General features: G+C 72.8%; 30 protein-coding genes. 17 read left to right on the top strand and 13 right to left on the bottom strand.

Translation table 11 applies throughout. The features are described 5' to 3' along the window. Positions 1 to 19 precede the first annotated feature (19 nt). Positions 20 to 415: a cupin gene (locus ACGFMM_RS22665; protein WP_393648216.1), complete on the top strand. Its 396-nt coding sequence runs from the start codon at positions 20 to 22 to the stop codon at positions 413 to 415. A 69-nt stretch (positions 416 to 484) separates the two neighbouring features. On the opposite strand, the gene ACGFMM_RS22660 is transcribed toward ACGFMM_RS22665, so the two are convergent. From ACGFMM_RS22660 to ACGFMM_RS22650, 3 genes are all read right to left on the bottom strand, one after another. After that, positions 485 to 1,291, bottom strand: a complete 807-nt coding sequence (locus ACGFMM_RS22660; RefSeq protein ID WP_393648215.1) for a nucleotidyltransferase — start codon at positions 1,289 to 1,291, stop codon at positions 485 to 487. Between the two features lie 54 nt (positions 1,292 to 1,345). After that, positions 1,346 to 2,077, bottom strand: coding sequence for a hypothetical protein (locus tag ACGFMM_RS22655; RefSeq protein WP_393648214.1), 732 nt, complete (start codon positions 2,075 to 2,077; stop codon positions 1,346 to 1,348). Positions 2,078 to 2,176: 99 nt separating this feature from the next. Beyond that, positions 2,177 to 2,614: a hypothetical protein gene (locus ACGFMM_RS22650; RefSeq protein WP_393648213.1), complete on the bottom strand. Its 438-nt coding sequence runs from the start codon at positions 2,612 to 2,614 to the stop codon at positions 2,177 to 2,179. Positions 2,615 to 2,769: 155 nt separating this feature from the next. On the opposite strand from ACGFMM_RS22650, the gene ACGFMM_RS22645 reads away from it, so the two are divergent. After that, positions 2,770 to 3,264 (top strand): lamin tail domain-containing protein, encoded by a 495-nt coding sequence (locus tag ACGFMM_RS22645; RefSeq protein ID WP_393648212.1) that lies wholly within the window; start codon positions 2,770 to 2,772, stop codon positions 3,262 to 3,264. 63 nt (positions 3,265 to 3,327) lie between these two features. Here the strand turns inward: ACGFMM_RS22645 and ACGFMM_RS22640 are convergent, their stop codons facing one another. Next, the gene (locus ACGFMM_RS22640; RefSeq protein ID WP_393648211.1) at positions 3,328 to 3,792 is read right to left on the bottom strand and encodes a GNAT family N-acetyltransferase; all 465 of its coding nucleotides are present in this window, start codon (positions 3,790 to 3,792) and stop codon (positions 3,328 to 3,330) included. A gap of 116 nt (positions 3,793 to 3,908) precedes the next feature. On the opposite strand from ACGFMM_RS22640, the gene ACGFMM_RS22635 reads away from it, so the two are divergent. Further along, positions 3,909 to 4,778, top strand: coding sequence for an alpha/beta fold hydrolase (locus ACGFMM_RS22635; protein WP_393648210.1), 870 nt, complete (start codon positions 3,909 to 3,911; stop codon positions 4,776 to 4,778). Here ACGFMM_RS22635 and ACGFMM_RS22630 read toward each other — a convergent pair. Together ACGFMM_RS22630 and pstS are read right to left on the bottom strand one after the other, a co-directional pair. Continuing rightward, on the bottom strand, positions 4,759 to 5,016 hold the full coding sequence (locus ACGFMM_RS22630) for a hypothetical protein (protein WP_393648209.1): 258 nt from the start codon (positions 5,014 to 5,016) through the stop codon (positions 4,759 to 4,761). The genes ACGFMM_RS22635 and ACGFMM_RS22630 overlap by 20 nt on opposite strands. Positions 5,017 to 5,155: 139 nt before the next feature. Beyond that, positions 5,156 to 6,283: a phosphate ABC transporter substrate-binding protein PstS gene (gene pstS / locus ACGFMM_RS22625; RefSeq protein ID WP_393648208.1), complete on the bottom strand. Its 1,128-nt coding sequence runs from the start codon at positions 6,281 to 6,283 to the stop codon at positions 5,156 to 5,158. 322 nt (positions 6,284 to 6,605) lie between these two features. On the opposite strand from pstS, the gene ACGFMM_RS22620 reads away from it, so the two are divergent. After that, a complete protein-coding gene (locus tag ACGFMM_RS22620) occupies positions 6,606 to 7,727 on the top strand; it encodes an aminoglycoside phosphotransferase family protein (RefSeq protein WP_393648207.1) in 1,122 nt (373 codons plus the stop codon). Positions 7,728 to 7,779: 52 nt separating this feature from the next. After that, a complete protein-coding gene (locus ACGFMM_RS22615; RefSeq protein WP_393648206.1) occupies positions 7,780 to 9,093 on the top strand; it encodes a cytochrome P450 in 1,314 nt (437 codons plus the stop codon). Positions 9,094 to 9,111: 18 nt separating this feature from the next. Here the strand turns inward: ACGFMM_RS22615 and ACGFMM_RS22610 are convergent, their stop codons facing one another. Together ACGFMM_RS22610 and ACGFMM_RS22605 are read right to left on the bottom strand one after the other, a co-directional pair. Continuing rightward, positions 9,112 to 9,504, bottom strand: a complete 393-nt coding sequence (locus ACGFMM_RS22610) for a VOC family protein (RefSeq protein ID WP_393648205.1) — start codon at positions 9,502 to 9,504, stop codon at positions 9,112 to 9,114. Continuing rightward, the gene (locus tag ACGFMM_RS22605) at positions 9,494 to 9,784 is read right to left on the bottom strand and encodes a hypothetical protein (protein WP_393648204.1); all 291 of its coding nucleotides are present in this window, start codon (positions 9,782 to 9,784) and stop codon (positions 9,494 to 9,496) included. The genes ACGFMM_RS22610 and ACGFMM_RS22605 overlap by 11 nt, the downstream gene beginning before the upstream one ends. 166 nt (positions 9,785 to 9,950) lie before the next feature. Here ACGFMM_RS22605 and ACGFMM_RS22600 point away from each other — a divergent pair, with 166 nt between their 5' ends. Both ACGFMM_RS22600 and ACGFMM_RS22595 read left to right on the top strand, forming a co-directional pair. Continuing rightward, positions 9,951 to 10,820 (top strand): GNAT family N-acetyltransferase, encoded by an 870-nt coding sequence (locus ACGFMM_RS22600; protein WP_393648203.1) that lies wholly within the window; start codon positions 9,951 to 9,953, stop codon positions 10,818 to 10,820. 116 nt (positions 10,821 to 10,936) lie between these two features. Further along, the gene (locus ACGFMM_RS22595; RefSeq protein WP_393648202.1) at positions 10,937 to 11,125 is read left to right on the top strand and encodes a LapA family protein; all 189 of its coding nucleotides are present in this window, start codon (positions 10,937 to 10,939) and stop codon (positions 11,123 to 11,125) included. 53 nt (positions 11,126 to 11,178) lie between these two features. On the opposite strand, the gene ACGFMM_RS22590 is transcribed toward ACGFMM_RS22595, so the two are convergent. Beyond that, entirely contained in the window at positions 11,179 to 11,646 is a 468-nt protein-coding gene (locus ACGFMM_RS22590) for a MarR family transcriptional regulator (protein WP_393648201.1), read from the bottom strand. Between the two features lie 92 nt (positions 11,647 to 11,738). Next, a complete protein-coding gene (locus ACGFMM_RS22585) occupies positions 11,739 to 13,154 on the bottom strand; it encodes a serine hydrolase domain-containing protein (protein WP_393648200.1) in 1,416 nt (471 codons plus the stop codon). Between the two features lie 199 nt (positions 13,155 to 13,353). Here ACGFMM_RS22585 and ACGFMM_RS22580 point away from each other — a divergent pair, with 199 nt between their 5' ends. Continuing rightward, the gene (locus ACGFMM_RS22580) at positions 13,354 to 13,524 is read left to right on the top strand and encodes a hypothetical protein (RefSeq protein ID WP_393648199.1); all 171 of its coding nucleotides are present in this window, start codon (positions 13,354 to 13,356) and stop codon (positions 13,522 to 13,524) included. 57 nt (positions 13,525 to 13,581) lie between these two features. Here ACGFMM_RS22580 and ACGFMM_RS22575 read toward each other — a convergent pair whose 3' ends face one another. Next, positions 13,582 to 14,049 (bottom strand): DUF6336 family protein, encoded by a 468-nt coding sequence (locus tag ACGFMM_RS22575; protein ID WP_393648198.1) that lies wholly within the window; start codon positions 14,047 to 14,049, stop codon positions 13,582 to 13,584. A gap of 133 nt (positions 14,050 to 14,182) precedes the next feature. Here ACGFMM_RS22575 and ACGFMM_RS22570 point away from each other — a divergent pair, with 133 nt between their 5' ends. From ACGFMM_RS22570 to ACGFMM_RS22555, 4 genes are read left to right on the top strand one after another with little or no spacing between them, the layout of a single operon-like run. Next, on the top strand, positions 14,183 to 15,340 hold the full coding sequence (locus ACGFMM_RS22570; protein WP_393648197.1) for an acyl-CoA dehydrogenase family protein: 1,158 nt from the start codon (positions 14,183 to 14,185) through the stop codon (positions 15,338 to 15,340). 8 nt (positions 15,341 to 15,348) lie between these two features. Beyond that, positions 15,349 to 17,007: a thiamine pyrophosphate-binding protein gene (locus ACGFMM_RS22565; RefSeq protein WP_393648196.1), complete on the top strand. Its 1,659-nt coding sequence runs from the start codon at positions 15,349 to 15,351 to the stop codon at positions 17,005 to 17,007. Beyond that, on the top strand, positions 17,004 to 18,200 hold the full coding sequence (locus ACGFMM_RS22560; protein WP_393648195.1) for a Glu/Leu/Phe/Val dehydrogenase dimerization domain-containing protein: 1,197 nt from the start codon (positions 17,004 to 17,006) through the stop codon (positions 18,198 to 18,200). The genes ACGFMM_RS22565 and ACGFMM_RS22560 overlap by 4 nt, the downstream gene beginning before the upstream one ends. Further along, the gene (locus ACGFMM_RS22555; protein ID WP_393648194.1) at positions 18,197 to 20,323 is read left to right on the top strand and encodes an acetate--CoA ligase family protein; all 2,127 of its coding nucleotides are present in this window, start codon (positions 18,197 to 18,199) and stop codon (positions 20,321 to 20,323) included. The genes ACGFMM_RS22560 and ACGFMM_RS22555 overlap by 4 nt, the downstream gene beginning before the upstream one ends. On the opposite strand, the gene ACGFMM_RS22550 is transcribed toward ACGFMM_RS22555, so the two are convergent. Then, entirely contained in the window at positions 20,316 to 20,894 is a 579-nt protein-coding gene (locus ACGFMM_RS22550; RefSeq protein ID WP_393648193.1) for a hypothetical protein, read from the bottom strand. The genes ACGFMM_RS22555 and ACGFMM_RS22550 overlap by 8 nt on opposite strands. Positions 20,895 to 20,957: 63 nt before the next feature. Between ACGFMM_RS22550 and ACGFMM_RS22545 the strand changes: the two genes are divergently transcribed. The 3 genes from ACGFMM_RS22545 (at position 20,958) to ACGFMM_RS22535 (ending at position 23,375) form a co-directional block, all read left to right on the top strand. Then, entirely contained in the window at positions 20,958 to 21,578 is a 621-nt protein-coding gene (locus ACGFMM_RS22545; protein WP_393648192.1) for a TetR/AcrR family transcriptional regulator, read from the top strand. 93 nt (positions 21,579 to 21,671) lie between these two features. Further along, positions 21,672 to 22,517: an NPP1 family protein gene (locus ACGFMM_RS22540; protein ID WP_393648191.1), complete on the top strand. Its 846-nt coding sequence runs from the start codon at positions 21,672 to 21,674 to the stop codon at positions 22,515 to 22,517. Between the two features lie 171 nt (positions 22,518 to 22,688). Beyond that, positions 22,689 to 23,375, top strand: a complete 687-nt coding sequence (locus ACGFMM_RS22535) for a DUF4232 domain-containing protein (RefSeq protein ID WP_393648190.1) — start codon at positions 22,689 to 22,691, stop codon at positions 23,373 to 23,375. A gap of 17 nt (positions 23,376 to 23,392) precedes the next feature. Here the strand turns inward: ACGFMM_RS22535 and ACGFMM_RS22530 are convergent, their stop codons facing one another. Next, positions 23,393 to 23,998, bottom strand: a complete 606-nt coding sequence (locus tag ACGFMM_RS22530) for a GNAT family N-acetyltransferase (RefSeq protein ID WP_393648189.1) — start codon at positions 23,996 to 23,998, stop codon at positions 23,393 to 23,395. Positions 23,999 to 24,087: 89 nt separating this feature from the next. On the opposite strand from ACGFMM_RS22530, the gene ACGFMM_RS22525 reads away from it, so the two are divergent. Both ACGFMM_RS22525 and ACGFMM_RS22520 read left to right on the top strand, forming a co-directional pair. Beyond that, the gene (locus tag ACGFMM_RS22525; protein WP_393648188.1) at positions 24,088 to 24,576 is read left to right on the top strand and encodes a GNAT family N-acetyltransferase; all 489 of its coding nucleotides are present in this window, start codon (positions 24,088 to 24,090) and stop codon (positions 24,574 to 24,576) included. Between the two features lie 42 nt (positions 24,577 to 24,618). Beyond that, a complete protein-coding gene (locus ACGFMM_RS22520; protein ID WP_393648187.1) occupies positions 24,619 to 25,446 on the top strand; it encodes a YqjF family protein in 828 nt (275 codons plus the stop codon). Positions 25,447 to 25,539 lie beyond the last annotated feature (93 nt).

Below are 25,539 nucleotides of genomic sequence, written 5' to 3'. Positions count from 1 at the left end.
GCAGGAAGGAACGCCCCGCATGACTGTCACTCGCATCGACCTCTTCGGATCCTTGATCCACCTTCAGCCCGACGGCCAGGTGCACACCGAGCAGCCCACCGCGGACACCGAACTCGAGCGGGACGGCTGGCTGTTGATGGTCGCCCATGCGGAGACCGACGCCGACGTCCACGGCGACCACTGGGAAATCCACACTGAGGCGGACGAATTCGTCTCCTGCCTCACGGGCGGATTACGGATCATCCTCCGTCCGGAACAGCCGGGAGGCGACGAGGAGGAGATCGAACTGGGTCCTGGAACCGCGGCCATCGTGCCACGCGGGCGATGGCACCGCCTCGCACTGGACGCCCCCAGCGACATGATGGCCGTGACACTGCCGCGCGGCACGCGCGAGGAGAAGTGGGCCGAAGCCTAGGCCGGAGCCTCGCCCGGTCTGCACCCACAGCAACGCTCGGGACAGGCCCCGCCGTACCGGACGCTCGTCTCAGGGACGCGGGGCCTTCTCGCCGTGCGCGGCGGTGCATTCGGCTGCGAGCCAAGGGCCGAGGTCGTCGACGAGCATCCCGAGCACCGCCGGATCGGACGAGGGCGCACGACCGGCGGCCGCGGCGACCCGCATCTGCTCGACGCGCTCGGGGTAGTAGCGGCCGAACAGCTCGGCGGACCGGTCGAGGTCGCTGGTCCAGCCGCCCCAACGGGGCATGACCAGAGTGAATCCCGTGCGAACGATGCGACGGCCGACGAGACGGCTGAGACTCCGGCGATCGGCTTCTGTGGTGGCTTCGGCTGCTCTGGCACGCCAACGCGGAAGCAGGCGAGCGAGGTCACCGTTGGTCTCCCGCGCGAGGAGGGCTGTGGGACGGTAACGGGGCAGTCGTTCTGCGAGGTCAGGGCCGAGCAACGGAGTGCAGAGGCAGGCGACGAAGAATCCGCCGTCGTGACGTTCGACAGCGCTGAGCAGAACCCGGGCGCTCGTCAGCAGGATCCCGACGCCGTCGATCTGCGGGAACGCACGGTCGAGTACGGCCTCGATCGCTCGGGCGTCGGCGCGGTCTGCTTCGGTGGGCTCGTCGTGGAGGGCGAGCTGGAGATCGAGGTCGGAGACTCCGATGGTGGCGGTGCCACGGGGGATGCTGCCGTAGAGGTAGGCGCTGTGCAGGCGCGTTCCGTCGAATGTCGCGGTGATATGAGCGCGGGCCGCATCGACGACGGGGACGAACGCCTCCGGCACTCGGTCCAGTGCGCCTTCGCGCGCGATGGTTCCGTCGTGGTCCAGCCCTCGTTCGCTCATGGGGCCACTGTGCCGTGCGCTGCGGCGTGCTGCCGAGCGGATTCCCGAGAGCGCTCAGGTCTCGGCGCGCTCCGGTTCGAAGGACACCGCCACGAGCCGGTCGCTGACCCGGTCGCCGGGCTCGCCCGTCACCGCCGCGCGGTACGCCCGGATCGCGGGGTCGCTGAACGTGACGGCGAGGATGGGGCAGTCGGTGATGTCGTTGCTCCCGTCGGGCGAGCACGAACCCACGCTCATCAGCCCGTGGCCCGGGCAGACGGCGCCGGCCGGCAGCTCGACCTCCACGTACAGCACACCGCCCGGGGCGACGCGGTACACCCCGGAGCGGGGCTCGGGCAGCGTCCGCTCGGTGTCCTTCGGGTCCTTGGCCCGGGCGGAGAGGCCGCGCGCCGAGGCGCGACGGCCCTCGCCGTGCGGGCCGTAGACGTCGATCGTCACCCCGCCGCGCGCGAGCGGGGCGGGCAGCAGGAGCGGGGCCTTCCCGGCATGGACGGTCAGGTGTACGGAGAAGGTGGTGCGCCCGGGCTGCTTGGGGCCGGGGTCCTCGGAGGACCAGCCACCGAACCCCAGCAGCGGATCCTTGCCCTTCTCACCCAGTCCCTTGGCCGGCGGCCGAGGCCCGTCTTCCCTGCGGCACTTCGACAGCTGCCCCACCCCGCCGCCGGGCAGCGCCCGGTCCGCCAACGGAACGGCGGGCAGCGGCGGCAACCCGGAGCCCCGCTCGACCGGAAACGCCAGCACGAGCGCCCACGCGACCAGCGCGACGACCGGCACCGACAGAATCACCCAGGACCGCCCCGACAACCGAAACACTCACGCACCCCACCAGCAACACCCACCACAAAACCCCGGACGCTCCCCTCAGCGCCCCCCACGCGCCGAACGTTACCCACGCCACTCCCCACCCGCGGCAAGCGCCTCCCAAGTGCCCCGGTCCGAGACGCAGACGGAGACGCGCTGCTCGAACCACCCGGCGACCTCCGGAAGGTCCCGGATCAGCGCGGGGACCTCGGGTTCGAACCGCAGCACCGCCAGCGTCTTCCAGCCGTGCGGGATCGTGTCCCACCCGACCCCGAACTGCTGCGTGACCGCCACGACCGTCGTCGTCACCGAGACGACATCACTCGCGTCCAAGCGCCGGAAGCAGCGGTCGAACCGTCTCCCCACCGGCACGTCCGCGTAGTTGTAGGAGAGAAACAGCGCCCGCTCGTTCGCGGAGCACCGCGGAAGCCCCTGCCCGATCGCCGCCAGAGCAGCCTCATCCGCACGCCCCTCGACAAGCAGCACACGCTCACCGACCGGCGTCTCCTCTTCCGTCCTCATACCGCCATTCTCCTGCCTGCCCGCGGCGTCGCCGGGACTGAGCGCCGGCGCATGTGCTGAACGGTCTTCACGAGTTCTACGCAAGTCCTCCGTAACTTCCCCGCAATCGATACGCTCGCGCCTGCACCGTTCGCACCACTGAGGGGGATCACCTCATGCGCTTGCGTCATGCCGCCGTAGTCGGCGGCGTCGTCGGCGGGATGCTCATGGCCGTCGCCGTGGCTCCGGCCCAGGCGGCCGAGTACACCTCGGAGTTGAAGATCAGGGGGATTCAGTACGACGCACCGGGTCGGGACGACAATCGTTGTGTCGGCGGCAACACCAAGAACGAGTACCTGACGATCAAGAACTACGCGCGCAGGACCGTCAATCTGAAGGGCTACGTCGTCAAGGACGCCGTCGGCAACAAGCACACCTTCACCGTCAACCACTACCTGGAGCCCGGCGACTACGTGAGCCTGCGCGGGGGGCGCGGCACCGAGTCCGACTCCGGCAACGTCGCCTACCGCCAGAACTGCAACTTCATGTGGAACAACGACAAGGACACGATCTACCTGATCAAGCCCACCGGCGCCCGCGCCGACGTGCACGCCTACACCAAGCGTGACAACGACCGCGACGGCAACGGCTACATCACGTACCACGGCTGACGACGCCGAACGAACGCTGAGGCGGGCTCCCGGACCACGAGGTCCGGGAGCCCGCCTGCCGTTTCAGTCCTGACGCAGATGCTTCGTCATCCGCTGCTGTCCCGCCGCGTCCACGCCCGCGACACCGAACCCGTTGCGCCGATACAGGGCGAGCGCCGAATCGTTGTCCGGCAGCACCGCCAGCTCCAGCGCGTCCGCCTCGGTCCGCAGCGCCCACGCCTCCACCGCCGCGATCAGCCGGTCGCCGACGCCGCGGCCGCGCGCCTCCGGGCCGACCCACACGGAGCGCAGCTGCACCGCGCCCCCGCGCGGCACGCCTCTCGCGACCCCCACCGCCCGGTCGTCCAGTACGGCCACCAGGTTGTACGTGCCCGGCGCGGTCAGCCGCTCGCGCCACTGCTTCTCGCCGCCCCGTGACCAGTCGTCCAGTCGGGCCTTGAAGGCGTGCGGAGAGTCGGCGAGCGCGGCCAGGCGGACCTGCCGCCACATCGGCCAGTCTTCCGAGGTCATCACGTGCAGGCGCAACATGCGGACGAGTCTGCCCCACCGGTCGCGCCGCCGGAAGCAGCCCACACCCGTGCGCCCCCGGCCGTCGGTGCGTCATCGCGTTGCCCGCTCCCCGGCCGGGTGTGATGATCTCCGCCATGCCGACCTTCACCAGCTACGACGGCGCCCGACTCGCCTACCGCGAGACCGGCGACGGCGCACCTCTGCTCTGCGTCCCCGGCGGGCCGCAGGACTCCCGCTATCTCTCGGACCTCGGCGGTCTCGCCGCCCAACGCCGCCTGATCCTGCTCGACCTCCGCGGCACCGGCGGCTCCCCGGCCCCCGAGGATCCCGCCGCGTACCGCTGCGACCGGCTCGTCGACGACGTGGAGGCCCTTCGTGCCCACCTCGGCCTCGAACGCCTCGACCTCCTCGCCCACTGCGCCGGCGCGAACGTCGCCGCCCAGTACGCCGCCCGTCACCCCGAACGCCTCGCCCGCCTGGCGTTGATCACCCCCAGCACCCGTGCGGTCGGCGTCGACGTCACCGCCGACGACCGATGGGCGACCGCGCGCCTGCGGCGGGACGAGCCCTGGTTCGACGAGGCCTACGCTGCTCTGGAGGCCGTCGTCGCGGGCACGGCCACGGGCGAGCACGTCCGCGCCATCGCCCCCTTCTTCTACGGCCGTTGGGACGACATCGCCCGCGCCCACCGCGCCGCCGAGGACGAGCAGAAGAACATGGACGCCGTCCAGGGCCTCGGCGCGGACGGCGCCTTCGACCCGGCCGCCACCCGCGCCGCCCTCGCCGGCCTCGACACGCCCGTCCTGGTTCTCGCCGGAGAGTACGACCTCAACTCGCCCCCACGGCCCGTGACCGAACTCGCCGCGCTGTTCCCGGAGTCGGATGTGGTCGTCCAGCCCCGCGCCGGCCACTTCCCCTGGCTCGACGACGCCGACCGCTTCGTCAGGACGACCGCCGCGTTCCTGGACCGACCCGCCGGCCGGCTCAGTCCGTCTTCGTCGTAGCGCACGCCACGACCGTGAAGTCGCCGTTCTGCTCGGCGTTTTTGCGACGGTGGTACGCGGCCTTCTCCTCGCACGTCATCTCGTACACCCCGCAGGGCACCGGGTTCGCCGCGGGCGGGTCGCAGTCCGGTTCGGTCTGCGACCCGTAGGGGCTCGGCGGCCGCACCGACGTCGTACTGCCGTGCACCAGCTCCGTCGCCGCGTACCCGGCGGCGCCGACGACCAGCGCCGCGATCACGCACACCCGTGCCGTACGGGACCGGGGTCCGGGGCCATGGCCGGGTCGGTGTCCATGGCCGTCCTCCACGCGTCCCCCTCACTCCGTCCCGTTGTCGCCGCCCGCCGTATCCCGACGCTACCCGAGCGGAACGTCCGCCTCAGGACAGGGTGTTGACGACCGCGCGCACCCGCTCCGCGACGGACTGGGGGAGCGGGGCGTAGTGGATCGCGTGCAGCTCGCTCTGTCCCTGCTCGCTCGCCGCGTACGCGAGGAAGGACTTGAGCGCCGGCAGCGAGTCCGGCCGGTTGCCGGTGGCGCAGACGATCTCGTACGTCACGAGGACGATCGGGTACGCGCCCTCCGCCTTGGTCCGGTAGTCGAACTCCAGCGCGAGGTCGCCGCCCTTGCCGACCACCTCGGCGGTCGCGATGCCGAGCGACGCGCTCTCCGTCGTCGGGGCCACCGGCTCCGGCGCGCCGGTCGCGATCCGCACCGTGTCGATCTTCCGCTTCTTCGCGAACGAGAGCTCGAAGTAGCCGATCGCGCCCTCGGTCTGCGTCACGGCCGTGGCGACCCCGTCCGAGCCGTTCGCGGAATGGCCGCCGCGCGCCTGCCACTTCTTCTCGGCCGGGTACGGCCAGCCGGAACGCGCCGCGCCCTTCAGATAGGCGTTGAGGTTCTGCGTCGTACCGGAGTCGTCGGCGCGGTGCACGGGCACGATCGGCAGGTCCGGCAGCTCGGCCTGCGGATTGAGGCGCTTGATCCCGGGATGGTTCCAGCGCGTGATCCGGGCGTCGAAGATCTTCGCCAGCGTCTGTGCGTCGAGGACCAGCCCGGGCACGCCCGGCACGTTGTAGCCGAGCGCGATCGGACCGCCCGCCATGGGGATGTCGATCGCCCTGCCGCCGCCGCACACGTCCTGGGAGACCCGGCGGTCCTCGTCCGACAGCGCCTGGTCCGTACCGCCGAACGTGGTCGCGCCGCGCCGGAACTGCGCCACACCGGCGCCCGAGCCGAGCGGGTTGTACGCGAGCCGCACGTCGGGGCAGGCGAGTTGGTACTGGTGCATCCAGCGCTTCATCGCGTTCTGCTGCGCGCTCGAGCCGGAGCCGTTCACCAGACCGGTGCTCGCGCACTCGATGTCCGGGATCCGTTCCGTGGCGGACGGCTTGGCCTCCTCGGCCGTGCCGGTCGTCCCGCAGCCGGAGAGCACCAGGGCCCCCGCCAGCACCGCCGCCGCCCCCGCCCGGCGGGATCCGGCCCGCCCCGATTCTCGCAGCAGCACCGTGACTTCCCTTCGGACCCGAGCAGATGAGCCGGCGGTCGAACCGGCGGAAGAACGAGCATGAGCGTCCGCGGAGGGATCCGCCGACCTGTCGCGTTCCGAATGCTCGGACATGCCGGAACGCGGCGGGTGGCACGAAGGAGAACGGAAGATGTCATTCTGTCGACCTTCGCGTGCGGGGAGTGTCGGTGGATGCGATACGGGGTAGCGGGAGGCGCTCTGGCCCGGCGGTGCCGTGAGCCCCCGGCCGCCCCGCCGGAGCGGCCGGCCGCCCGTGGAAAACCCCAGGTGCCCGGCTCGCGCAGCGTGATGGGATGCGCTCATGCGACACGACACGGACGAGTCCGTCGACCGCGGCGGTCTTCCCCGCGGTGGGACCCCCTGGGACGACCTCGCCTGGCGGGACGCCGCCCTGGACTGGGCCTGCGAACGGCTCGCCGAGCACGGGCTGCGCGAGCGCGGCCGGGAGCCGGATGCAGTCGCCGCCCAGCGGGATGGCGCGGCCGCCGGGGTGCGCCTGCGCCCGTGGTCGGTGCTCGTCCGTTTCCCCGTCCGCACCGTCGGCGAGGGCCACGAGACCGTCTGGTTCAAGGCCAACCCGCCGGCCGCCCGGTACGAGGCGGGTCTCGCGCAGGCCCTCGCCGTCTGGACTCCCGACCACGTCCTCGCGCCGCTCGCCGTCGACACCGACCGAGGCTGGTCGCTGCTCCCCGACGGCGGCCCGCTCTTCGCCGACGCGCTCGACCGCGGCCCCGACGACCCGCGCGCCTGGGAGGCGCCGCTGCGCCAGTACGCGGCGCTGCAGCGCGCGCTGACGGGCCGTAGCGACGAGCTGCGGGCGCTTGGTGTGCCGGACGCGCGGGCCGCGGTGCTGCCGGGAGTCTTCGACCGGCTGGTCGAGGACTGCCGCGCGCTGGAGCCGGCCGACCGCAAGGCGCTGCTCGCGCAGCGGCCGCGGCTCGTGGAGTGGTGCGACGAGCTCGCCGCGAGCGGCATCCCGGACTCGCTCGACCACTCCGACCTGCACGAGTCCCAGATCTTTGCCCGTGGGCGGGGCCGGTACGCGTTCTTCGACTGGGGCGACGCCGCCGTCGCCCACCCCTTCGCCACGCTGCTCGTCACCGGCCGCATGGCCCGCCGCCGCTTCGGCCCCGAGGCACTGCCCCGGCTTCGTGACGTGTACCTGGAGGCGTGGACCGGCGGCGGGACGCCGACCGCCGAACTGCGGCGCGCGGTCGCCCTGGCGACCCGGCTCGGTGCCGTCCACAGGGCGGTCTGCTGGGGGCTGTCGTTCCCCGCGCCGGACGGCGACCCGGTGGGTGACGGGGACGGCGACACCGACGGAGACGGCGACGCGCGTGCCGGCGGCGAGGGGGCCGCCGAGGCGACCGCCCGCTGGCTGCGTGAGCTGTTCGCGGAGCCGGGACTCTGGGACGCCGAGTGACGGCGGACACCTGCAGGTCAGGGGCGGGGTCGGGGCGTGTTAGCGTCCGGCGGTGACTTCTCCGGCCCTGCCCGCCCCGGCCCCCGCAGCCGTGTCCACCGAAGCGCCCGGGCCCGATCCGCTCGGGCCCGATCCCCTCGGGCTCCTCGGGCTCGACGTCTTCGGCGACGGATTCGTCCGTGACCCGTACCCGTGGCTCGACGCCCTGCGGTCCGACGCGCCCGTGCACCGGGACCCGGTCACCGGGCTGTGGCTGGTCAGCCGGTACGTGGACATCCGCCGCGTCCTGCTCGACCCGGCGGCCTACCACCCGGACAACGCCCAGCACTCCGTGGTCCCGCTGCCCGTCCCCGTCCTGCGGGTGCTGGCCCGCGCCGGGTTCAAGCTGCCGCCCGCGCTCGCCAACAACGGCACCGACAGTCACCACGGACTGCGGCGCGTCGTCACCCGTTTCTTCAACGCCCAGCGTGTCGCCGCCGCCGTCCCCGTGATCGAGCGCATCGCCGACGAACTCCTGGACGCCGCGCAGGCCCGCCTCGACGCCACGGGGTCGTCCGACCTGTTCGCCTCGTACGCGCAGATCCTGCCCTGCCGGGTGCTGATGGAGCTGCTCGGCATCGACGGCGTCGACCCCGCGACGCTGGTCCGCTGGAGCGACGCCTCGCTGGAGCTGTTCTGGGGCCGGCCCGACCCGGAGCGCCAACTGGAGCTGGCCGCTCTGGTCGGCGAGTTCCACCAGTGGCTGACGGCGACCGTCGGTGACACGGAGGCGCGGCCCGGTTCCTTCGTCGAGGCCCTGCGCCGGCACGAACTGCCCGACGGCCGGCCGCTGGACGTCGCGACCGCCGTCGGCGCCTGCTTCTTCGTCTTCATCGCCGGTCAGTCCACCACCGGCCAGCTCATCGCCACCACGCTGCACCGGGCCCTCTCCGAGCCCGGCCTGTGGCCCCGTGCCGCACACGAGACGGGCCTGGCGGAGGCGTGGGTGGAGGAGGTACTGCGCCGCGAACCGCCCGTCACCACCTGGCGGCGGGTGACCGCCCGCTCGGTCGACCTCGGCGGCGTCGCGCTGCCCGCCGGGGCGCAGCTGCTGCTGATGCTCATGGGCAGCGGCTCCGATCCGGAGGTGTTCGAGGAGCCGGAGCGGATGTGCCCGTACCGGGCCAACGCCCGCCACCACCTGTCCTTCGGCGTCGGCCGGCACCGCTGCCCGGGCGCGTCCCTGGCCCGTACCGAGGCCGCGGTCGCCCTGCGCGCGGCCGCCCGCAGGCTGCCGGACGTGCGTCTGACCGAGGCCGACCAGGAGCCGCCGATCCTCGGGCTGCTCTCGTTCCGGGCCCCGCTGAGGGTCGGGGTGACCCGCTGAGGGAGCCCCGCAGGGGTGTCAGCCCTGGCCCGGGTCTTCCATGACGGCCAGGACGTTGCCCGCCGGGTCCTTGAACCAGGCGATGGCGGGCCCGGCGCCCTCGTCGCGCATGATGCCCTTGTCGTCCTGCGTGAACTGCTCGTACCGCTCGAACGTCACGCCCCGGGCGACGAGGTCGTCGACCGTCTTTCCGATGTCGTCCACCACGAAGTTCAGCACGGTGAAGCTCGCCGGTTCGTGGTTCTCCTTGGGATAGACGACCACGTCGCGGTCCCCGGCGAGCTTCAGGAGCAGGACGTCCATCTCCTTCTCCTCGGCGACGCGCAGCCCGAGTGTGGAGGCGTAGAAGTCCCGCACGGTGTCGATGCTGTCGACCGAGAAGCTGCCGAAGGTCTTGCTGTCACCCAGCATGACGGTTCCTTTGTGTAGGCACGGAGCCCCCACCCCGTCCATCATCCCTCCGACCGTTCCTCCTCCGCAGCAGCAGCGCCCGGCCCTGCTGCACCCGCGGCAGGACGAGGTACACGACCAGCGGCACGACGATCGCGGTGAGTATCAGCAGTCGCAGGATCACCGGCAGGTCGGCGAGCAGCGGCCGGAGCAGCAGCTCCATGACGGCCAGGGTGGGGAACACCGACAACCAGATCATGAAGGCCATGTGGTGCTTCGGGGGCGCGACCTGGGCGGACATGGACACTCCTTCTCGGCGTGACGTACGCGTCCCGTGGGACGTACGCGTTGATCATCTCTGCTCGCAGAACCCCCACGCCCCCTACGGAAATTCCCGTACTGCCGGCGACCCCGGCCCGGCGGAAACCGGGTGCGGACCGCCCGCGTCGTGGTGTGTCATCGGGGGCATGGCGACGACGTTGTGCACACCGGGAGTGGACGGGCTGGACGAGGCCGTGGACGTGCTGCGGGACTGGCAGTACGACGGGGCGCCGATGCAACTGCATCCGGGGGACCTGGGCTGGTACGTGCGCTGGGGCGCGGAGGCGGCCGCCGCTGCGGTCAGGACGTGGAGCCGGGACGGACGGATCCTCGCCGTGGGGCTGCTGGACGGTCCCGGGCTTGTGCGGCTGACGATCGCGCCGGACGCGCGGCAGGACGAGGAGCTGGCGCGGCGCCTGGTCGCCGACGTGACCCGGCCGGAGCGCGGTGTCCTCCCCGAGGGCAGGGCGAACGTCGAGGCGCCGCTGGACGCCCTGGTCCGGGATCTGCTGGGCGAGGAGGGCTGGACCACCGACGAGCCGTGGACGCCGCTGTGCCGCGACCTCACGCAGCCGGTCGGGGATCCCGGCGTACGGATCGAAGTGGTCGACGGGCCGGAGCAGGCGCACGCGTACGCAGCCGTGCACCGGGCGGCGTTCGACGGGGCGCGGTTGACCGGGGAGGGCTGGCGCGCGATGGCGTCCGGCTCGGCGTTCGCCGAGGCCCGCTCCCTGCTGGCGTACGACGACGAGGGCAACGCGGTGGCCGGGGTGACCGTGTGGTCGGCCGGCCCGGGTCGGCCGGGGCTGCTGGAGCCGATGGGCGTACACCGGGACCACCGCCGCAACGGCTACGGCGCGGCGATCAGCCTCGCCGCGGCAGCCGCCCTGCGGTGCCTCGGCTCGTCGAGCGCCCTCGTCTGCACCCCGACCTCCAATGCGCCCGCCGTCGCCACCTACCGGGCCGCGGGCTTCCGGCAGCTCCCCGAGGTCCGGGACCGCTGCCGGGCGGCCTAGGGGGCCCGGGTTGGGGCGACCTGCGGGGCGGATCGACCGATACTGAGTACATGACGCGGAATACTGCGAAAACGCACGAGCACTCCACTTTGACCGTCAAGGGGCGAGACGTTCGGTTGCGCACCATCGGCTTCGTCGTGCTCGCCGCTCTGGCCATCTGGTTCATCGCCGCCAACACCGAATCCGTCACCATCCGCCTGTGGGTCTCCGATGTCACGCTCCCGCTGTGGACCGTCCTCACGGGCACCCTCCTTGCCGGAATCGTGCTCGGCCTGCTCATCGCCTACCGTCGCGCCCGGCGCTGACCGGGGGGGCACCGGCCGTCCGAGGCCGGCGTCGCCCCTCGGTGCGCGCCGTACTAGTCGACCGGGCGCCCGGTGTTCCGGAGCATCTGCCGGAGCACCTTGAGCGTGGTGACGTAGTCGGCGTCGTCGATGCGCTCGTGGACGCGGGTGCGGAACCCCGGAACGCGTGCCTTGAGGCCGGCGCGGGCGTCCTCGCCGGCCTCGGTGATCCACAGCCGCGCCGCCTCGTCGCGGGTGAGCCAGCCGCGGCCGACGAGGAGCTCCGACTCGATCGCCAGGTCGTCCTCGGGGCGGAGGTAGGAGCTCATCGCCTGCTCCAGTTCGGGCAGGGTCATGCCCTGCCCGTCCGGGGACAGGTCGTGCTTCGACAGGTTGCGCAGCAGCCAGTACCCGGGCTGGGTGAAGCCGAGTTCGGTCAGCCACACCCGGGTGAAGGCGACGAGTGCCTCGTTGGCGAGGCCGGTCCAGTACGCGGCGGGCTGGGCGGCGAGGTCGGCGTCGGTGAGCTGCTCGGTGTCCATCTGCGGTGCTCCTCCGGTGAGTTGGCACATCGCTGTCCGATGTGCCGTGTCGATGCCGACCGTAGGACCTCAAGCGGACTTGAGGTCAACGCTCACCTTCCGGCCGGCATGCGGGTGAAGAAGCGTCCTCCGAGGTCGGCGCCGATGATCGTCCCCGAGGCGTCGCGGGTGAAGGAGCCGCGGTGGCCCTGGAGTCCGCCCTCGGTGACGATGAACGCGTCCCCGTGCCCGTCCGCGTCCCCGTCGCCGGGCAGCAGGCCGAAGGCGGCGGCCGGGAGGTCCGGGGGCAGCTCCGTGTCGGCGGCGGCGCGCAGTTCGGGCTTGATCGCGCAGGCGATCGACAGGCTCGTGCCGTCCGTCGCCATCGTGACCGTCATCATCTCGTTCTCGTAGTCGCCGACCACCTCCGCGGCCCGCTCCGCGTCGAACGGCAGCGGCTCCGGGTCCTTCTCGACGACACCCAGGTAGTGCTCCAGCGCCCAGCGCAGGGCGGCCTGGTTGAAGGCCAGGCCGCTGTCCGGGCCGGCGTTGGAGAGCGAGACGACGGCGAAGTCGTGCTCCGGCACGATGAGCAGCTCGGCGAACTGCCCGTTGGCTGAGCCGCCGTGCCCGATGGTGGCGATGCCCTCGATGTCGCGCAGGAACCAGCAGAGGCCGAGGGCGTCGCCGATCGAACTGCCGGGCAGTTCGACCGTCTGCTCCCGCATCAGGTGCAGGGCGTCCGCCGGCAGCACACGCGTTCCGTCCGCGGCCGTGCCGTCGCCGAGGTGGAACGCGGCCCAGCGGATCAGGTCCTGCGCCGAGGCCGCGGCGGCGCCGCCGGCGTTGTTGGCGCGGCTGTCCTTCCACTGCTTGGCAGTGGACAGCGTGCCGTCCTCGGCGAGGTTGTGGCCGTTCGCCGAGCGGTGGGTCAGCTTCTCCCGGGTGGCGAAGGTGGTGCGGGTGAGCCCGATCGGCTCGAGGAGCAGCTCGGCGACGGCCTCCTCGTACGTCAGACCGGTGACCTTCTCGATGACGCGGCCGAGCAGGTTGTAGCCCAACTGGCTGTACGAGGCGCGGGTGCCGGGCGGGGCGATCAGCTCCGACTTCGCCATATCCGCGACGTACAGGGCGAGCGCGTCGTCCCCCTCGCCGGTGTCGGCGCTCAGCCGCCAGTCGAATCCGGCGGTGTGGTTGAGCAGGTTGCGTACGGTGATCTCGTCCGCGGCCCGCTCGTCGGCGAGCGTGAACTCGGGCACGTACCGGCGGACCGGCGCGTCCAGTTCGACGCGGCCTTCGGCGACCAGGCGCATGAGCGCGGTCGCGGCGTAGGTCTTGGACACCGAGCCGAGCGTGAAGACCGTCTGCTCGTCGACGGGTTCCGGGGCGTCGATGTCCGTGATCCCGTGGCTCGCGTACACCTCCTGGCCCCTGGACCAGACGGCGACGACGGCGCCGGGCACTCCGTACGCCTCGGCGGTCTCCCGTACGAAGGCGGCCTGGTTCTGGTGCTGAGAGTCCTGCGACATGGTGGTGTTCCCCTCGTTTTCCGTGCGACTTGCACTGTGTTCAAGTGGAACGTTAGGCCAGGACTTGCACGCTGTGCAAGTCATTACTTGAACTTTGTGCAGGGCGGTGGCGTGGTGGGGCGGTGGGGGCGGTGGGGGGCGGTGGGAGCTGGCGCGCATCAGGGCGAACGCGCGGAGCGACGCCGAGATCGTGGGCGAGATGAGTCCGGGGCGGGGTCAGTCGTGCTCGGTCGCGGGCTGCCCCACCGTCCTCGGGCGCAGCATCACGGCCTGCGGTGTCACGGACGACCAGTGGTTCGCCATCTGGTTCGACCACGGTGACGAGATGGTCGCCTATGTCTCCTGGGCCTGCGCCATGTCCCAGCCCTGACGGGGGGCGGGTCCGCGACAGTGCGCCGCCCGCCCGCCGGCCTCACACGCGGCGCGGTCAGTTCCCGTACAGCCTGCTTCCGAACGGGGCGGCGTCCACGAGGTGGTACAGCCCGTACGGCCCGGGGAAGAGGACCAGGCCGAGCACCCCGACCCGGATGAGCGACGGGGCCATGATCGTGACGGCGTCGGTCTGGCCGGTGATGGTGCGGAGGTCCCGCCACCGGCGGATGTCGCCCAGGCAGCAGCCCCAGAAGAACAGACCGATCACGAGGAGCGCGCCGCCGGCGATCAGTCCGAGCCCGGACACGACCGCGAGGTATTCCTCGCGGTCGTTGTGGTCGGTGACGAAGGCCATGCCGAGCGCTGCCAGGGCGTTGGCCGCCAAGCCGTAGAGTGCGCCGCGGCAGGCGACTTCCCAGAAACGCAGCCGCGGCAGCAGGACTCCGTCCTCGTCCCGCTCCCCGTCGCCGGATCCGTTCCGGCCCCCGGCCGTCCGACTGGTCCTGTTCTGAGTCGAAGCCATGGTCGCCCACGCTATCCGATGCGTTGACAGCGCTCCGCACGGGTCCTGATACTGACTGACGGTTCAGTCAGTAGCCAGTCCGTCAGTACCCCTGTCACCATCCCGTCCCGTCGGGTCCGCATCTGGAGGCACCGTGTCCGACCTCCCCACCGAACTGGTTCCCTTCACCGCCGAGCAGCACGGCATCGTCGAGCTCACCCGGGCCTTCGCCCGAGACGAGATCCGCCCCCGGGCGCGCGCCGTGGACGAGGCAGACGTCGAGACGCCGTGGGACCTGTGGCGCAAGGCCGCCGAGGTCGGCATCACCGGCTTCATGCTCCCCGAGGAGTACGGCGGCGGTGGCTTCACCGACGTCTTCACACAGTGCCTGGTGCAGGAGGAGCTCTGCGTCGGCGACCTCGGCATCGGCAACCTGCTCTGCTCCAACGGCTTCTTCGCCGACCCGCTGCTCGACCTCGGCAACGACGAGCAGAAGCGGACCTGGCTCACCCCGCTGACCGGCCCCGACACCCCGATGACGGCCCTCGCCACCACGGAGCCCGGTGCCGGCTCCGACGCCGCGTCTCTCACGACCACCGCGACCCGCGCCGACGGCGGCTACCTGCTCAACGGTCAGAAGGCCTGGATATCCAACGCCGGCGAGGCCGAGCAGTACGTGGTCTTCGCCAAGACGGACCCCGCGCAGCGCTCCCGCGGCGTCACCGCCTTCCTGCTGCGCAAGGGCACCCCCGGCGTCACCTTCGGCGCGCCCATGCGGAAGATGGGCCAGCGGGCCATCGTCTGCCGGGAGATCTTCTTCGCCGACGCCTTCGTGCCCGAGGAGCAGCGGCTCGGCGACGAGGGCCGCGGCTTCCACGGGCTCATGCGGACCTTCGACATCTCCCGCACCGTGCTCGGCGCGGCGGCGACCGGCGTCGCCAGGGCCGCGTACGAGTACGCCCGCGACTACGCGCGCACCCGGCAGCAGTTCGGGAAGCCGATCGTCGAGCACCAGGCGGTCGCCTTCCGCCTCGCCGACATGCGGACCCGCATCGAGCAGGCCCGGCTGATGACCTGGCGCGCCGCCAAGCGCCTCGACGCGGGGCGGCCCGCCACGACCGAGGCCGCCATGGCCAAACTGACCGCCTCCGAGACGGCCGCGTACTGCACCTGGGCCGCCGTGCAGACCCTCGGCGGCTGGGGCTACTCGCGCGAGTACCCCGTGGAACAGTGGATGCGGGACGCGAAGCTGGAGGAGATCGAGGAGGGCACCTCCGACATCATGCGGCTCGTGATCGCGCGGGGACTGTGATGGGGACTGTGACGACGACGCCCGGCACACCCCGCGAGGCCGCGGCGACCGGCGGCGAGGCCGTCGTCCGCGCGCTCGCCGCGCACGGCGTGACCGACGCCTTCGGCATCCCCGGCACGCACAACCTGGAGATCTACCGCCACCTCCCGGCGTACGGCATCCGACATGTGACGCCCCGTCATGAGCAGGGTGCGGGGTGCGCGGCCGACGCGTACGCCCGCGTGTCCGGCCGGCCCGGCGTGGCGATCACCACCACCGGGCCCGCGCTGCTCAACATCGCCGCCGCCGTCGGCCAGGCGTACTCCGACAGCGTGCCGCTGCTCGTCGTCTCGCCCGGCATGCCGCTGCGGCACCCCCGGCAGTCCACCGGGCTGCTGCATGAGATGCGCAGCCAGACCGAAGCGCTGCGCGGCGTCGCCGCGTTCAGCCACCGCGTGTCGTCCGTGGCCGAGATCGGCGCGGCCGTCGCCCGGGCCTTCACCCTGTTCCGCACCGGCCGGCCCCGCCCCGCGCACCTCGAAGTACCCCTGGATCTGCTGGAGTCCATGGAGCCGGCCGGCCCGGTACGGCTCGCCCCGCCGGCCGCCCCGCAGGCGGCGGACGCGACCGCCGTGCGGCAGGCGGCCGACGCGCTGCGCGCGGCCCGCCGCCCCGTCCTGGTCCTCGGCGGCGGTGCGCGGGCGGCCGCCGCGGAGTGCCTGGCCCTCGCCGAGACCCTCGGCGCGCCGGTCGTCACCACCGCCAACGGCAAGGGAACCGTCGACGAGCGGCACCCGCTCGCCCTGGGCGTCTCCCTGCACAGCCCTGCCGTGCAGAAGTGGCTCGCGGAGCGCGACACGATCCTCGCCGTCGGCACCGAACTGGCCGAGTCCGACACCTGGACGCCCCTGCCGCCCCTGGCCGGGATGCTGATCCGCGTCGACGTCGACCCCGCCCAGATGTACGCGGGCCTCCCGGCGGACGTACCACTGACCGGTGACGCGACGGCCGTCCTGCGCGCCGTCCTCGAGGCCACGGCATCGGACGCGAGGGCCCACGCCGCCCTCGACGGAGTCCCCTCCCATGCCGCCGCCCTCGACGCCGCCGCCCTCCGGGCCGCCCGTGACGACGAGACCCGTGCCCGGGACGCGCGCTGGGTCCCGTATCTGCGCGCCCTGCGCGAGGTCCTCGCCGAGGACGCCGTGGTCACCTCCGACAGCGCCCAGTGCTGCTACTACGGAGCCCTGCCCCACCTGCCGCTCGGCCCGCAGGGCCGCTACCTGCACCCCACCGGCTTCGGCACCCTCGGCTACGCCCTGCCCGCCGCGATCGGCGCGAAGACCGCGTACCCGCAGCGGCAGGTCGTCGCCCTCAGCGGCGACGGCGGGCTGCAGTTCTCCGTACAGGAACTCGCCACCGCCGCCGGGCTCGGCGCACCCCTCCCCGTCGTCGTCTTCGACAACGGCGGCTACGGAGAGATCCGCGACGAGATGGCCGCCCGCGGCGACACCCCCACCGCCGTCGCGCAGCCGCCCGTCGACCTGCCCGCACTCGCCCGCGCCTACGGCGGTCACGGCACCATCGCCCGTACCCCCGCGCAGCTCGCCCGCGCCGTGGCCGAAGCGCTCACCACCCCCGGACCGACCATCGTCACCGTCCCCGAGGAACCCGAGGAGATCCCCCGATGACGACGCCTTCCCCCTCCGACGCCCCGCTCCTCTCCCTGACCTGGACGGATCATGTCACCGGCCGCCAGGGCCACCTGGTGATCGACCGACTCGTGCGCGGCGTGGCCAGCGGCGGGCTGCGGATGAGAGCCGGCTGCACCCTCGACGAGGTCGCCGGACTGGCCCGCGGCATGACCATGAAGGAGGCCCTGCACTACAACCCCGAGGCGCGCTACATCCCCCTCGGCGGCGCCAAGGGCGGAATCGACTGCGATCCGCGCGACCCCGAGGCGTACGGCGTCCTCGTCCGCTACCTGCGCGCGACGCGGCCGCACATCGAGCACTTCTGGACCATGGGCGAAGATCTCGGCCTCACCCAGGACCTCGTCGACCGCGCCGCCGCCGAGGCCGGGCTCGTCTCCTCCGTCCAGGCCGTCTACCCGCTGCTCGACGACGAGGCCGCGGCCCGGCAGCGGCTCGCCGACGCGTTCGCCGTGGACGTCGACGGCATCGGGCTCGACGAACTCGCGGGCGGCTGCGGCGTCGCCGAGTCCGTCCTCACCGCGCTGGACCGGGCCGGCGTGCCGCACGCCGGCACCCGGGTCGCGGTGCAGGGCTTCGGGACCATGGGCGGGGCGACGGCCCGCTTCCTCGCCCGCGCCGGGCTGAAGATCGTCGCCGTCGCCGACGTCAAGGGAACCGTCGCCAACCCCGAGGGCCTGGACGTCGAGGCACTGCTCGCCGCGCGGGACGCGTACGGGACGGTCGACCGCTGCGCGCTGCGGGCCGGCGACGTCGAACTGCCCGGCGACGCCTGGCTGTCCGCCGACGCCGACGTGCTCGTCCCGGCCGCCGTCTCGTACGCGATCGACGCGGACAACCAGGCCGCGATCACCGCCCGCTGGATCGTCGAGGCGGCCAACATGCCGGTGCTGCCGGAGGCCGAAGAGCTGCTGACCGCCCGCGGCGTCTGCGTCCTGCCGGACGTCGTCGTCAACTCCGCGACCAACGCCTGGTGGTGGTGGACGCTGTTCGGCGACATCGGCGCGGACGCCGACGAGGCGTTCGCCCACATCCGCCGGTCCATGCGCGCGCTGGTCGAGCAGGTACTGACGCGCGCCGGGGCCGACGGCACCACCCCGCGGACCGCGGCGCACGGCGTCGTCGCGGACCGGCTGCCGGCGATAGCCGAGCGCTACGGCTGGTACGCATGAGCCTCGACGCCCTCTTCGACCCGCGCTCCGTCGCTGTCGTGGGCGCTTCCGCGAACCCCGCGAAGTGGGGGTACTGGCTGGCGTCCGGCGCCCTCGCGGGACGCCGCCGGCGTACGGTCCACCTGGTCAACCAGCGCGGCGGCGCCCTCGACGGCGTACCGTTCCTGCCGGACCTGGGTGCCGTGCCGACCCCGCCCGAGCACGTGGTCGTCGCGGTCCCGCCCCCGCAGGTGCGGTCCGTGGTGGTGGACGGCCTGGCGGCCGGCGCGCGGTGCTTCACCGTCATCACCTCCGGCGGATCGGACCCGGCCGAGGAACGGGAACTGGCCGCACTGGTCACCGCGCACGGCGGGCGGCTGCTCGGCCCCAACTGCATGGGCGTCGTCGACACCACGACCGAACTCCGGCTCAGCTGGGGCGACTTCCCGGCCGGCTCGGTGGGGCTGGTCTCGCAGAGCGGCAGCCTCGCACTTGAGATCGGCCGGCTCCTGGCCCGCGCCGGACAGGGCTTCTCCCGGTTCGTCTCGCTCGGCAACCAGCGCGACATCGACGCGGCGGACGCCCTCGACGCACTGATCGGCCACGAGGGGACCCGCGTGGTCGCCGCGTACATCGAGGACTTCCGCGACGGCCGCCGCCTCGCCCGTACGCTGACCGCCGCGTACGCGGCCGGAAAGCCCGTCCTCCTGCTCACCCTGGGCCGCAGCGCCGCCTCCGGCCGTGCCGCGGCCTCGCACACTGGCGCACTCGTGAGCGCCCGCGCGGTGGTGGCGGCCGTCTGCCGCGACGCGGGAGCGCTGCTCACGGAGTCCGCAGGCGAACTGGCCGACACGGCCGTCCTGTTGGCGGCAGCGGGGGAGCGCATCGGCCGGCTGCCGATACCGAGAACGGACCGTGCCGGCGGCCGTCCTGCCCCACCCCGGCCCCTGCGCGTCTCCGTCGTCGGTGACAGCGGGGGACAGGGGGCGCTGGCCGCCGACGCGCTGGTGTCCCGTGGGCTCGACGTGCCCGTCCTCGACGAGCCCACCCGGATCGCCGTCGCCGCGCACCTGGCAGGGCGCGCCGGGGGCGGCAACCCCGTCGACCTCGCCGGCGCCGGTGAGGCCGATCTGCGGAACTACGCGCGGATCGCGCGGGCGCTCCTCGAGGCCGGGGACACCGACGCCACCGTACTCACGGGCTACTTCGGCGACTACGCCACCGCCAACCCCGCGCAGGCCGGGCTGGAGTGCGGGGTCGCGCGGGAGCTGGGGGAGGCGGCGCGGAAGGCCGGCCGGGTCCTCGTCGTGCACACGATGGCCCGCGACACCCCGGCCCTCGCGGTCCTGCGCGAGCACGGCGTGCCCGTCTACGAGCGCATCGAGCAGGCAGCAACCGCCCTCGCTCATGCCGCCCGTCTGCCGTGCACGCCCCCGCAGCCGCCGGCCGCGCTGCCGAGACGTTCACCCGGCCGCCGTGTGGCGGACGGCGCGTACGAGTCCGTCCGCGAGCTGCTCGCCGCGCACGGACTCGCGTTCCCTGTCGCCGAGTTCGTCACCACCGCCGACGGCGCCGCCGACGCGGCCCGACGCCGCACCGGCTACCCGCTCGCCCTCAAGGCCATGGGGCTCGCGCACAAGTCGGAGGCCGGCGGCGTCGCCCTGGGCATCGCCGACGAGGCCGCACTGCGGGCCGCCTTCGCCCGCATGGGCGCGGCCACCGGCGCGACCCGGTACGCCGTGGAACGGATGGCGGTGCACCCGTACTCCGTCGAGCTGATCGCCGGGGTCCGGTACGACCCGGCGTTCGGCCCGGTCGTCATGGTCGGCCTCGGCGGCGTCACCGCCGAACTCCACGCCGACACCGCCCTCGCCCTCGCCCCGCTCACCCCGGGCCGCGCCCGCGAACTCCTGCTGTCGCTGCGCCACGCCGCCCTGCTCACCGGCTGGCGCGGTGCGCAGCCCGTCGACCTCGACGCCGCCGCCGACGCGCTGTGCGCGCTCGCGCGGGCCGCCGTGGAGCACCCCGAACTCGCCGAACTCGAAGTCAATCCGCTGCTGGTCCATTCCGGCGGCGCCCTCGCCCTCGACGCCCATGGCGTGCTGCGGGGCAGGCAGGTGTACGGCCGCTCAGCCGTCAGATGACGCGGGCCGCGGCGCTCAGGGGGCGGTCCCGGCCGCCCCTCGAGCTGCCCGCCGTCGCCTTCATGCTGCCCGCCGTCCCCTTCGTACCGCCCGCCGTCGCCGCCGGCGTGCACGCCGCGTCGGCGAGCTGCCGCACGGACGCGCGGGGCGTGCCACGACCTCCGACGCCCTCGATGCGGAACGCGAAACACCCGGTCACGAGCGTCTCGTTGACGAAGATGAACGTCGTCGACGGGCCCTGACCCAGCAACTCGGCGGTCACGGTGACCGCGTCGCCCTCCCGCCGGACGGCCACCAGCCCCTCGGCGGGCTTCGCGCGCGGGAAGAGCCGGGTGAGGGCCGCGTCCGGCAGCCCGTCCGCGCCTTGCGCCTCCGCCGCCAGTTCCTGACGCCGTGTCTCGGCGTGCTCGTGCAGGTTCTCGCGTGCCTTCTCCTCGTTGCGCTCCGGCGCCGTCTCCAGCCAGTACATGACGCTCACGACCGCCACCAGCACCAGAGTGAGCACGGTCACGCACCCGTTGAAGAAGTAGCCGCCGACGGTGCCGGCACGGACCGCAGGTCTTCTCGCCATGACGGCAGCCTCCCATGTGTCCGCGGCCACACGGCGCTGTCAACTGCTGTGTAGGGTGACGCCGTGGCCAGAGTCCGGTTGAGCGTGGAGGAACGGCGCGCGGAGATTCTGCGCGTCGCCGTCGAGCAGATCGAGGCCCGCGGCGTGAGCAACGTACGCCTCGCGGACGTCGCCTCCGAACTGGGAGTCAGCAGCTCCCTGGTGCTCTACCACTTCTCCACCAAGGAGCTCCTCGTCGCCGAGGCGTTCGCCCACGCCGCCGCCGGCGACCTCGTCCAACTGCGCGCCCTGCTGGACAAACCCCGGAGCAGCGCCACCCGCCGGCTGCGCGCCGCCCTGCGCTGGTACGCCCCTACGGGACAGGCCAAGGGGTGGCGGCTGTGGATCGAGGGCTGGGCGGCCGCGCTGCGCGAACCCGCCCTGCGGAAGGTCACCCACGACCTGGACCGGCAGTGGAAGGCGGCGATCGCCGGGGTGGTCGCGGAAGGCGTGGCGGCCGGGGAGTTCGTCTGCGACGACCCCGCCGACGCGGCCTGGCGGCTGACCGCGCTCCTGGACGGGCTGGCCGTCCAGACCACCTCGTACCGGGCGCCGCTCACCCGCGCCCGCATGCAGGAGTGGGTGGACGACGCGCTGGCGCGCGAACTGGGCCTCGCCCACGAGGGTCTGACGGCCTCTCGCTGAACCCCGCCTGAAGTCGGCGCGTCGGCCCGCCGGTGCGTCGGAGTGGTTCCGCGGGAGTCCGCGTGTCGGCGATTCACGGCTGATGGAATGGGCATGTCAAGCTCGCCGCGGTGCGCCCACCGCACGAAGACCGGGCGCGCCGCCCCCCCATCCGACCAAGGAGCCGTAGTGAAGCAAAGGCGTTACCTCGTCAAGGGAGCGCTGACCCTGAGCAGTTCCCTCGCACTGCTCATCGCCCTCCCCGGCAGCGCCCTCGCCGCCACCCCGCCCACGGCCCTCCCGGCCAACGCCGACGGCCTGGAGCAGACCTTCCAGCCCGCCTACGACTACGACACCGACGGCTGCTACTCCACGCCGGCGATAGGTCTCGACGGCACGCTCAACGGCGGCCTCAACCCCTCCGGCGCGCTCAACGGCCAGTGCCGCGACTCCTGGGACCTGACCAACACCAACGGATACGCGCGCTACAAGTGCAACAACGGCTGGTGCGCCATCCTGTACGGCCTGTACTTCGAGAAGGACCAGGCGGTCCCCGGGAGCAGCCTCGGCGGCCACCGTCACGACTGGGAGCACGTCGTGGTATGGATCCAGAACAACCAGGCGCAGTACGTCTCCACCTCCGCCCACGGCAACTTCAACATCTACTCCCGCGACCGCATCCGCTGGGACGGCACACACCCCAAGATCGTCTACCACAAGGACGGCTGGAGCACCCACTGCTTCCGTCCGGCCAACAGCAACGACGAGCCGCCGGAGAACCACCAGCACACCTGGCAGTTCCCCGCCCTCGTCGGCTGGAACGGCTACCCGCCCGGTATCCGCGACAAGCTCAGCCAGGCCGACTTCGGCAGCGCGCACTTCGGCCTCAAGGACGGCAGTTTCAACAGCCATCTGGCGAAGGCCAAGCCCGCCGGCATCCCCTTCGACCCGAACGCCTGAGGCGGGCGTACACCTCTGTGCTCCTCGTCGCCGCCTGCGGCGAGGAGCGCGTCCGCCCCCGGGCGCACCGTGGTGGAGTCGGGAAGACGCCATGACGAATCTGTGAAGTTGGCGCGCCACTCTGGTGCTCACGCCAGCGCACTGTGCGCTCATCGATCGGGGGAACAGAACATGAGCACCGTACTGAGAGGCACCGTCGTCCTCGCCGCCCTGTCGGCGCTGACCCTGACGGCCTGCGGCCCGTCCGAGGACGGCGCGGCGGGCGCGCCCACCACCCCGCCGGCGTCCACGCCCGCGACACCCGGCCCGATCCTCACGGAGGTCCCGGACGCCGACGAGCCCTCCACGCCGGCGAAGCCCTCCTGGCCCGCCAAGAAGCCGACGCCGTCGAAGAAGCCGTCGAAGAAGCCGGGCTCCGGCGGCAAGGAGCCCGCGGACCCCGACTTCGACGTCTTCCCGTGCAGCACGTTCGACGTGACGTTCACCGCGACCCTGGCCGAGCCCACCACCAGCAGCTACCTGCTGAAGATCACCAACAAGAGCGGCAAGCCCTGCCGGGCCCTCGGCCACCCGGTCGTCACCTTCGGCAGCCTCGACGGCGCGGCCACGGAGCGCGGCACGGCCCCCGGGATCGAGGACGCCATCCGGCTCGCCCCCGGCCAGTCCGCGTACGCCGGGCTCATGGGCGGGCTCAAGGACGGCAAGGGCAAGACCGTCAACTCCATCGCCATGACCATGAGCACCGAGTCGGACCTCGTGCAGACACCGCTCAAGGCCTCGACTCCCGGTCTGTACGTCTCCCCGGACAAGAACTCCGTGACCGCGTGGGTCACCAACGCGGAGGACGCACTGAGCTAGCAGAAGCCGGCCGCCGCTCAGGCGACCTCGGGCCGCGGCTCCCGCCACATCCCCCACAGGACGGGGCCGCCGCCCGGCAGTCGGACCTCGTGGCGCACGGCGAAGCCGAAGTGGGCGTAGAAGGGGAGGTTGGACTCCTTCGAGGACTCCAAGTAGGCCGGCAGGCCCGCCTCGTCCGCCTTCGCCAGCCCCGAGCGCAGCAGCGCGGCCCCCTGGCCCTGCCCCTGCGCGGCGGGGTCAGCTCCGATCAGGGCCAGGTACCAGTGCGGCTCCTGGGGCGTGTGCTGCGCGGCCGCCCCGACGGCGTCCCGGAACAGGCCGGCGCGGTCGCCGAGGATCTTCTGCAGCTCCTGGATCGTCTCCGCGTCCGGGACGGCCTTGTCCTGCGCCTCCGGCGGCACCCAGAACGCCGCCGCGTCCTCGGTGCGCTCGCACAGCGCGTTGCGCAGGTACTGCCGGGTGAAGATCGTGGCGAAGTAACTGTCCAGCGACGCCTCGCGCGTGGCGCCGTCCGGGAAGAACCACCGCATCATCGGATCGTCGTCGAAGGCGAGTGCCAGAGTCCGACTGATCTGTCCGGCATCGCCGATTGCCGCCGCCTTGGGCGTATTCGTGTTCGACATGCGGACATTGTGCATCGGATGATCTTGGTCGCGGCGGGCGGGGTCGGGCGGGGTCGGGCGGGCGACGGACCGGCTGACATACTCCCGCCATGGAAACCCGGCTGATCGGCAGCGACGCACGGACGAGGAACTGGACGCTGCGGTCCGCGAAGCCGGAGGACGTCGAGGCCGTGGCGGAGCTGCGGGACACGGTCATGCGCGCCGATCTGGAGCGGCTCGGGGTGTACGACGCGCACCGGGTACGGCAGCGCGTGCGGGACGGCTTCTCGCTCGCGTACACCTCGATCATCGAGGTCGACGGCGCCTTCGCCGGAAGCGTCACGATCCGGCCCGCCGAGAGCCGCGAGTGGCTCGAGCACTTCTACGTCGAACCCCGCCACCAGGGCCGGGGGCTCGGCTCGGCCGTCCTGGCCTCCGTGCTGGAGGGCGCCGACGCACGGCGTGCGACCGTCGCGCTCCAGGCACTGCAGGGCAGTGCGGCCCGCCGCCTCTACGAGCGGCACGGGTTCACCGTCGAGAGGGAGGACGCGATCGACGTCTTCATGGTGCGGTCCGCGGGAGCCGGCGCTCCTGCCTGACCCGCCTGCCGTCGGCACTCCGCGCTCCGGGATACTGGCCCGATGCCGCAGTCGGAGTCGCAGTCGCCCGCCATCGCCGAGCCGGCTCCTGAGCCGGCGCCCGAGCCGCGGTCCGAGGTGCTCACCGAGCCGATCACCGCCGATCCGCCGTACGCCACGGACCGGCCCCTGCTCACCCAGTCGTGGCTCGACCTGGCCTTCCTCCACTGGGCCGTCGACCCGGCCGAGGTGGCCCCGCTGCTTCCGCCCGGCACCCGGCCGGACACGCTGGACGGTGTCACGTACATCGGACTCGTCGCCTTCCGGATGCACCGCGTCGGCTGGTTCCGCCTCCCCGGCATTCCCTACCTCGGGTCCTTCCCCGAGACCAACGTCCGCCTGTACTCGGTCGACGCCCACGGCCGCCGCGGCGTCGTCTTCCGCTCCCTCGACGCCTCCCGGCTGATACCGGTGGCCGTAGGCCGCGCCGCGTTCCGCCTGCCGTACGTCTGGTCGCGGATGGAGATCCGCCGGGAGGGCCGCACGGTCGCGTACACCAGCCGCCGCCGCTGGCCCGGTCCGCGCGGCGCGCACAGTGACCTCGCGATACGGATCGGCGAGCCCGTCCTGGAGCCGACCGACGTCGAGCACTTCCTGACCGCCCGCTGGGGCATGCACAGCGCGTTCTTCGGCCGTTCCCTCTACCTGCCGAACGTCCACCCCCGCTGGCCGCTGCACCGCGCCGAACTGCTGCACTGCGACGAATCCCTGATCACCGCCGCCGGCCTCGCCGCCCCCACCGGCCCGCCGGTGAGCGTCCTGTACTCGCCGGGCGTCCCCGTCCGCTTCGGCCGCCCGCCGCGCAAACCCGCCGGGATCCCCACCCCGTAGGGGCGGAGGCCAAGCCGCCCCCGCCGGGCCCGGCCGGCGCCGCCTCTACGATGCGGTACAGGCAGACCACGGCAGGACGAACGGCAGGACGAA

The sequence above is a fragment of the Streptomyces sp. NPDC048604 genome, from assembly GCF_043199435.1.
Lineage (GTDB): Bacteria > Actinomycetota > Actinomycetes > Streptomycetales > Streptomycetaceae > Streptomyces.
The sequence above is the reverse complement of the archived record's forward strand: the minus strand, read 5'-3'. Positions and strand labels throughout refer to the sequence as shown.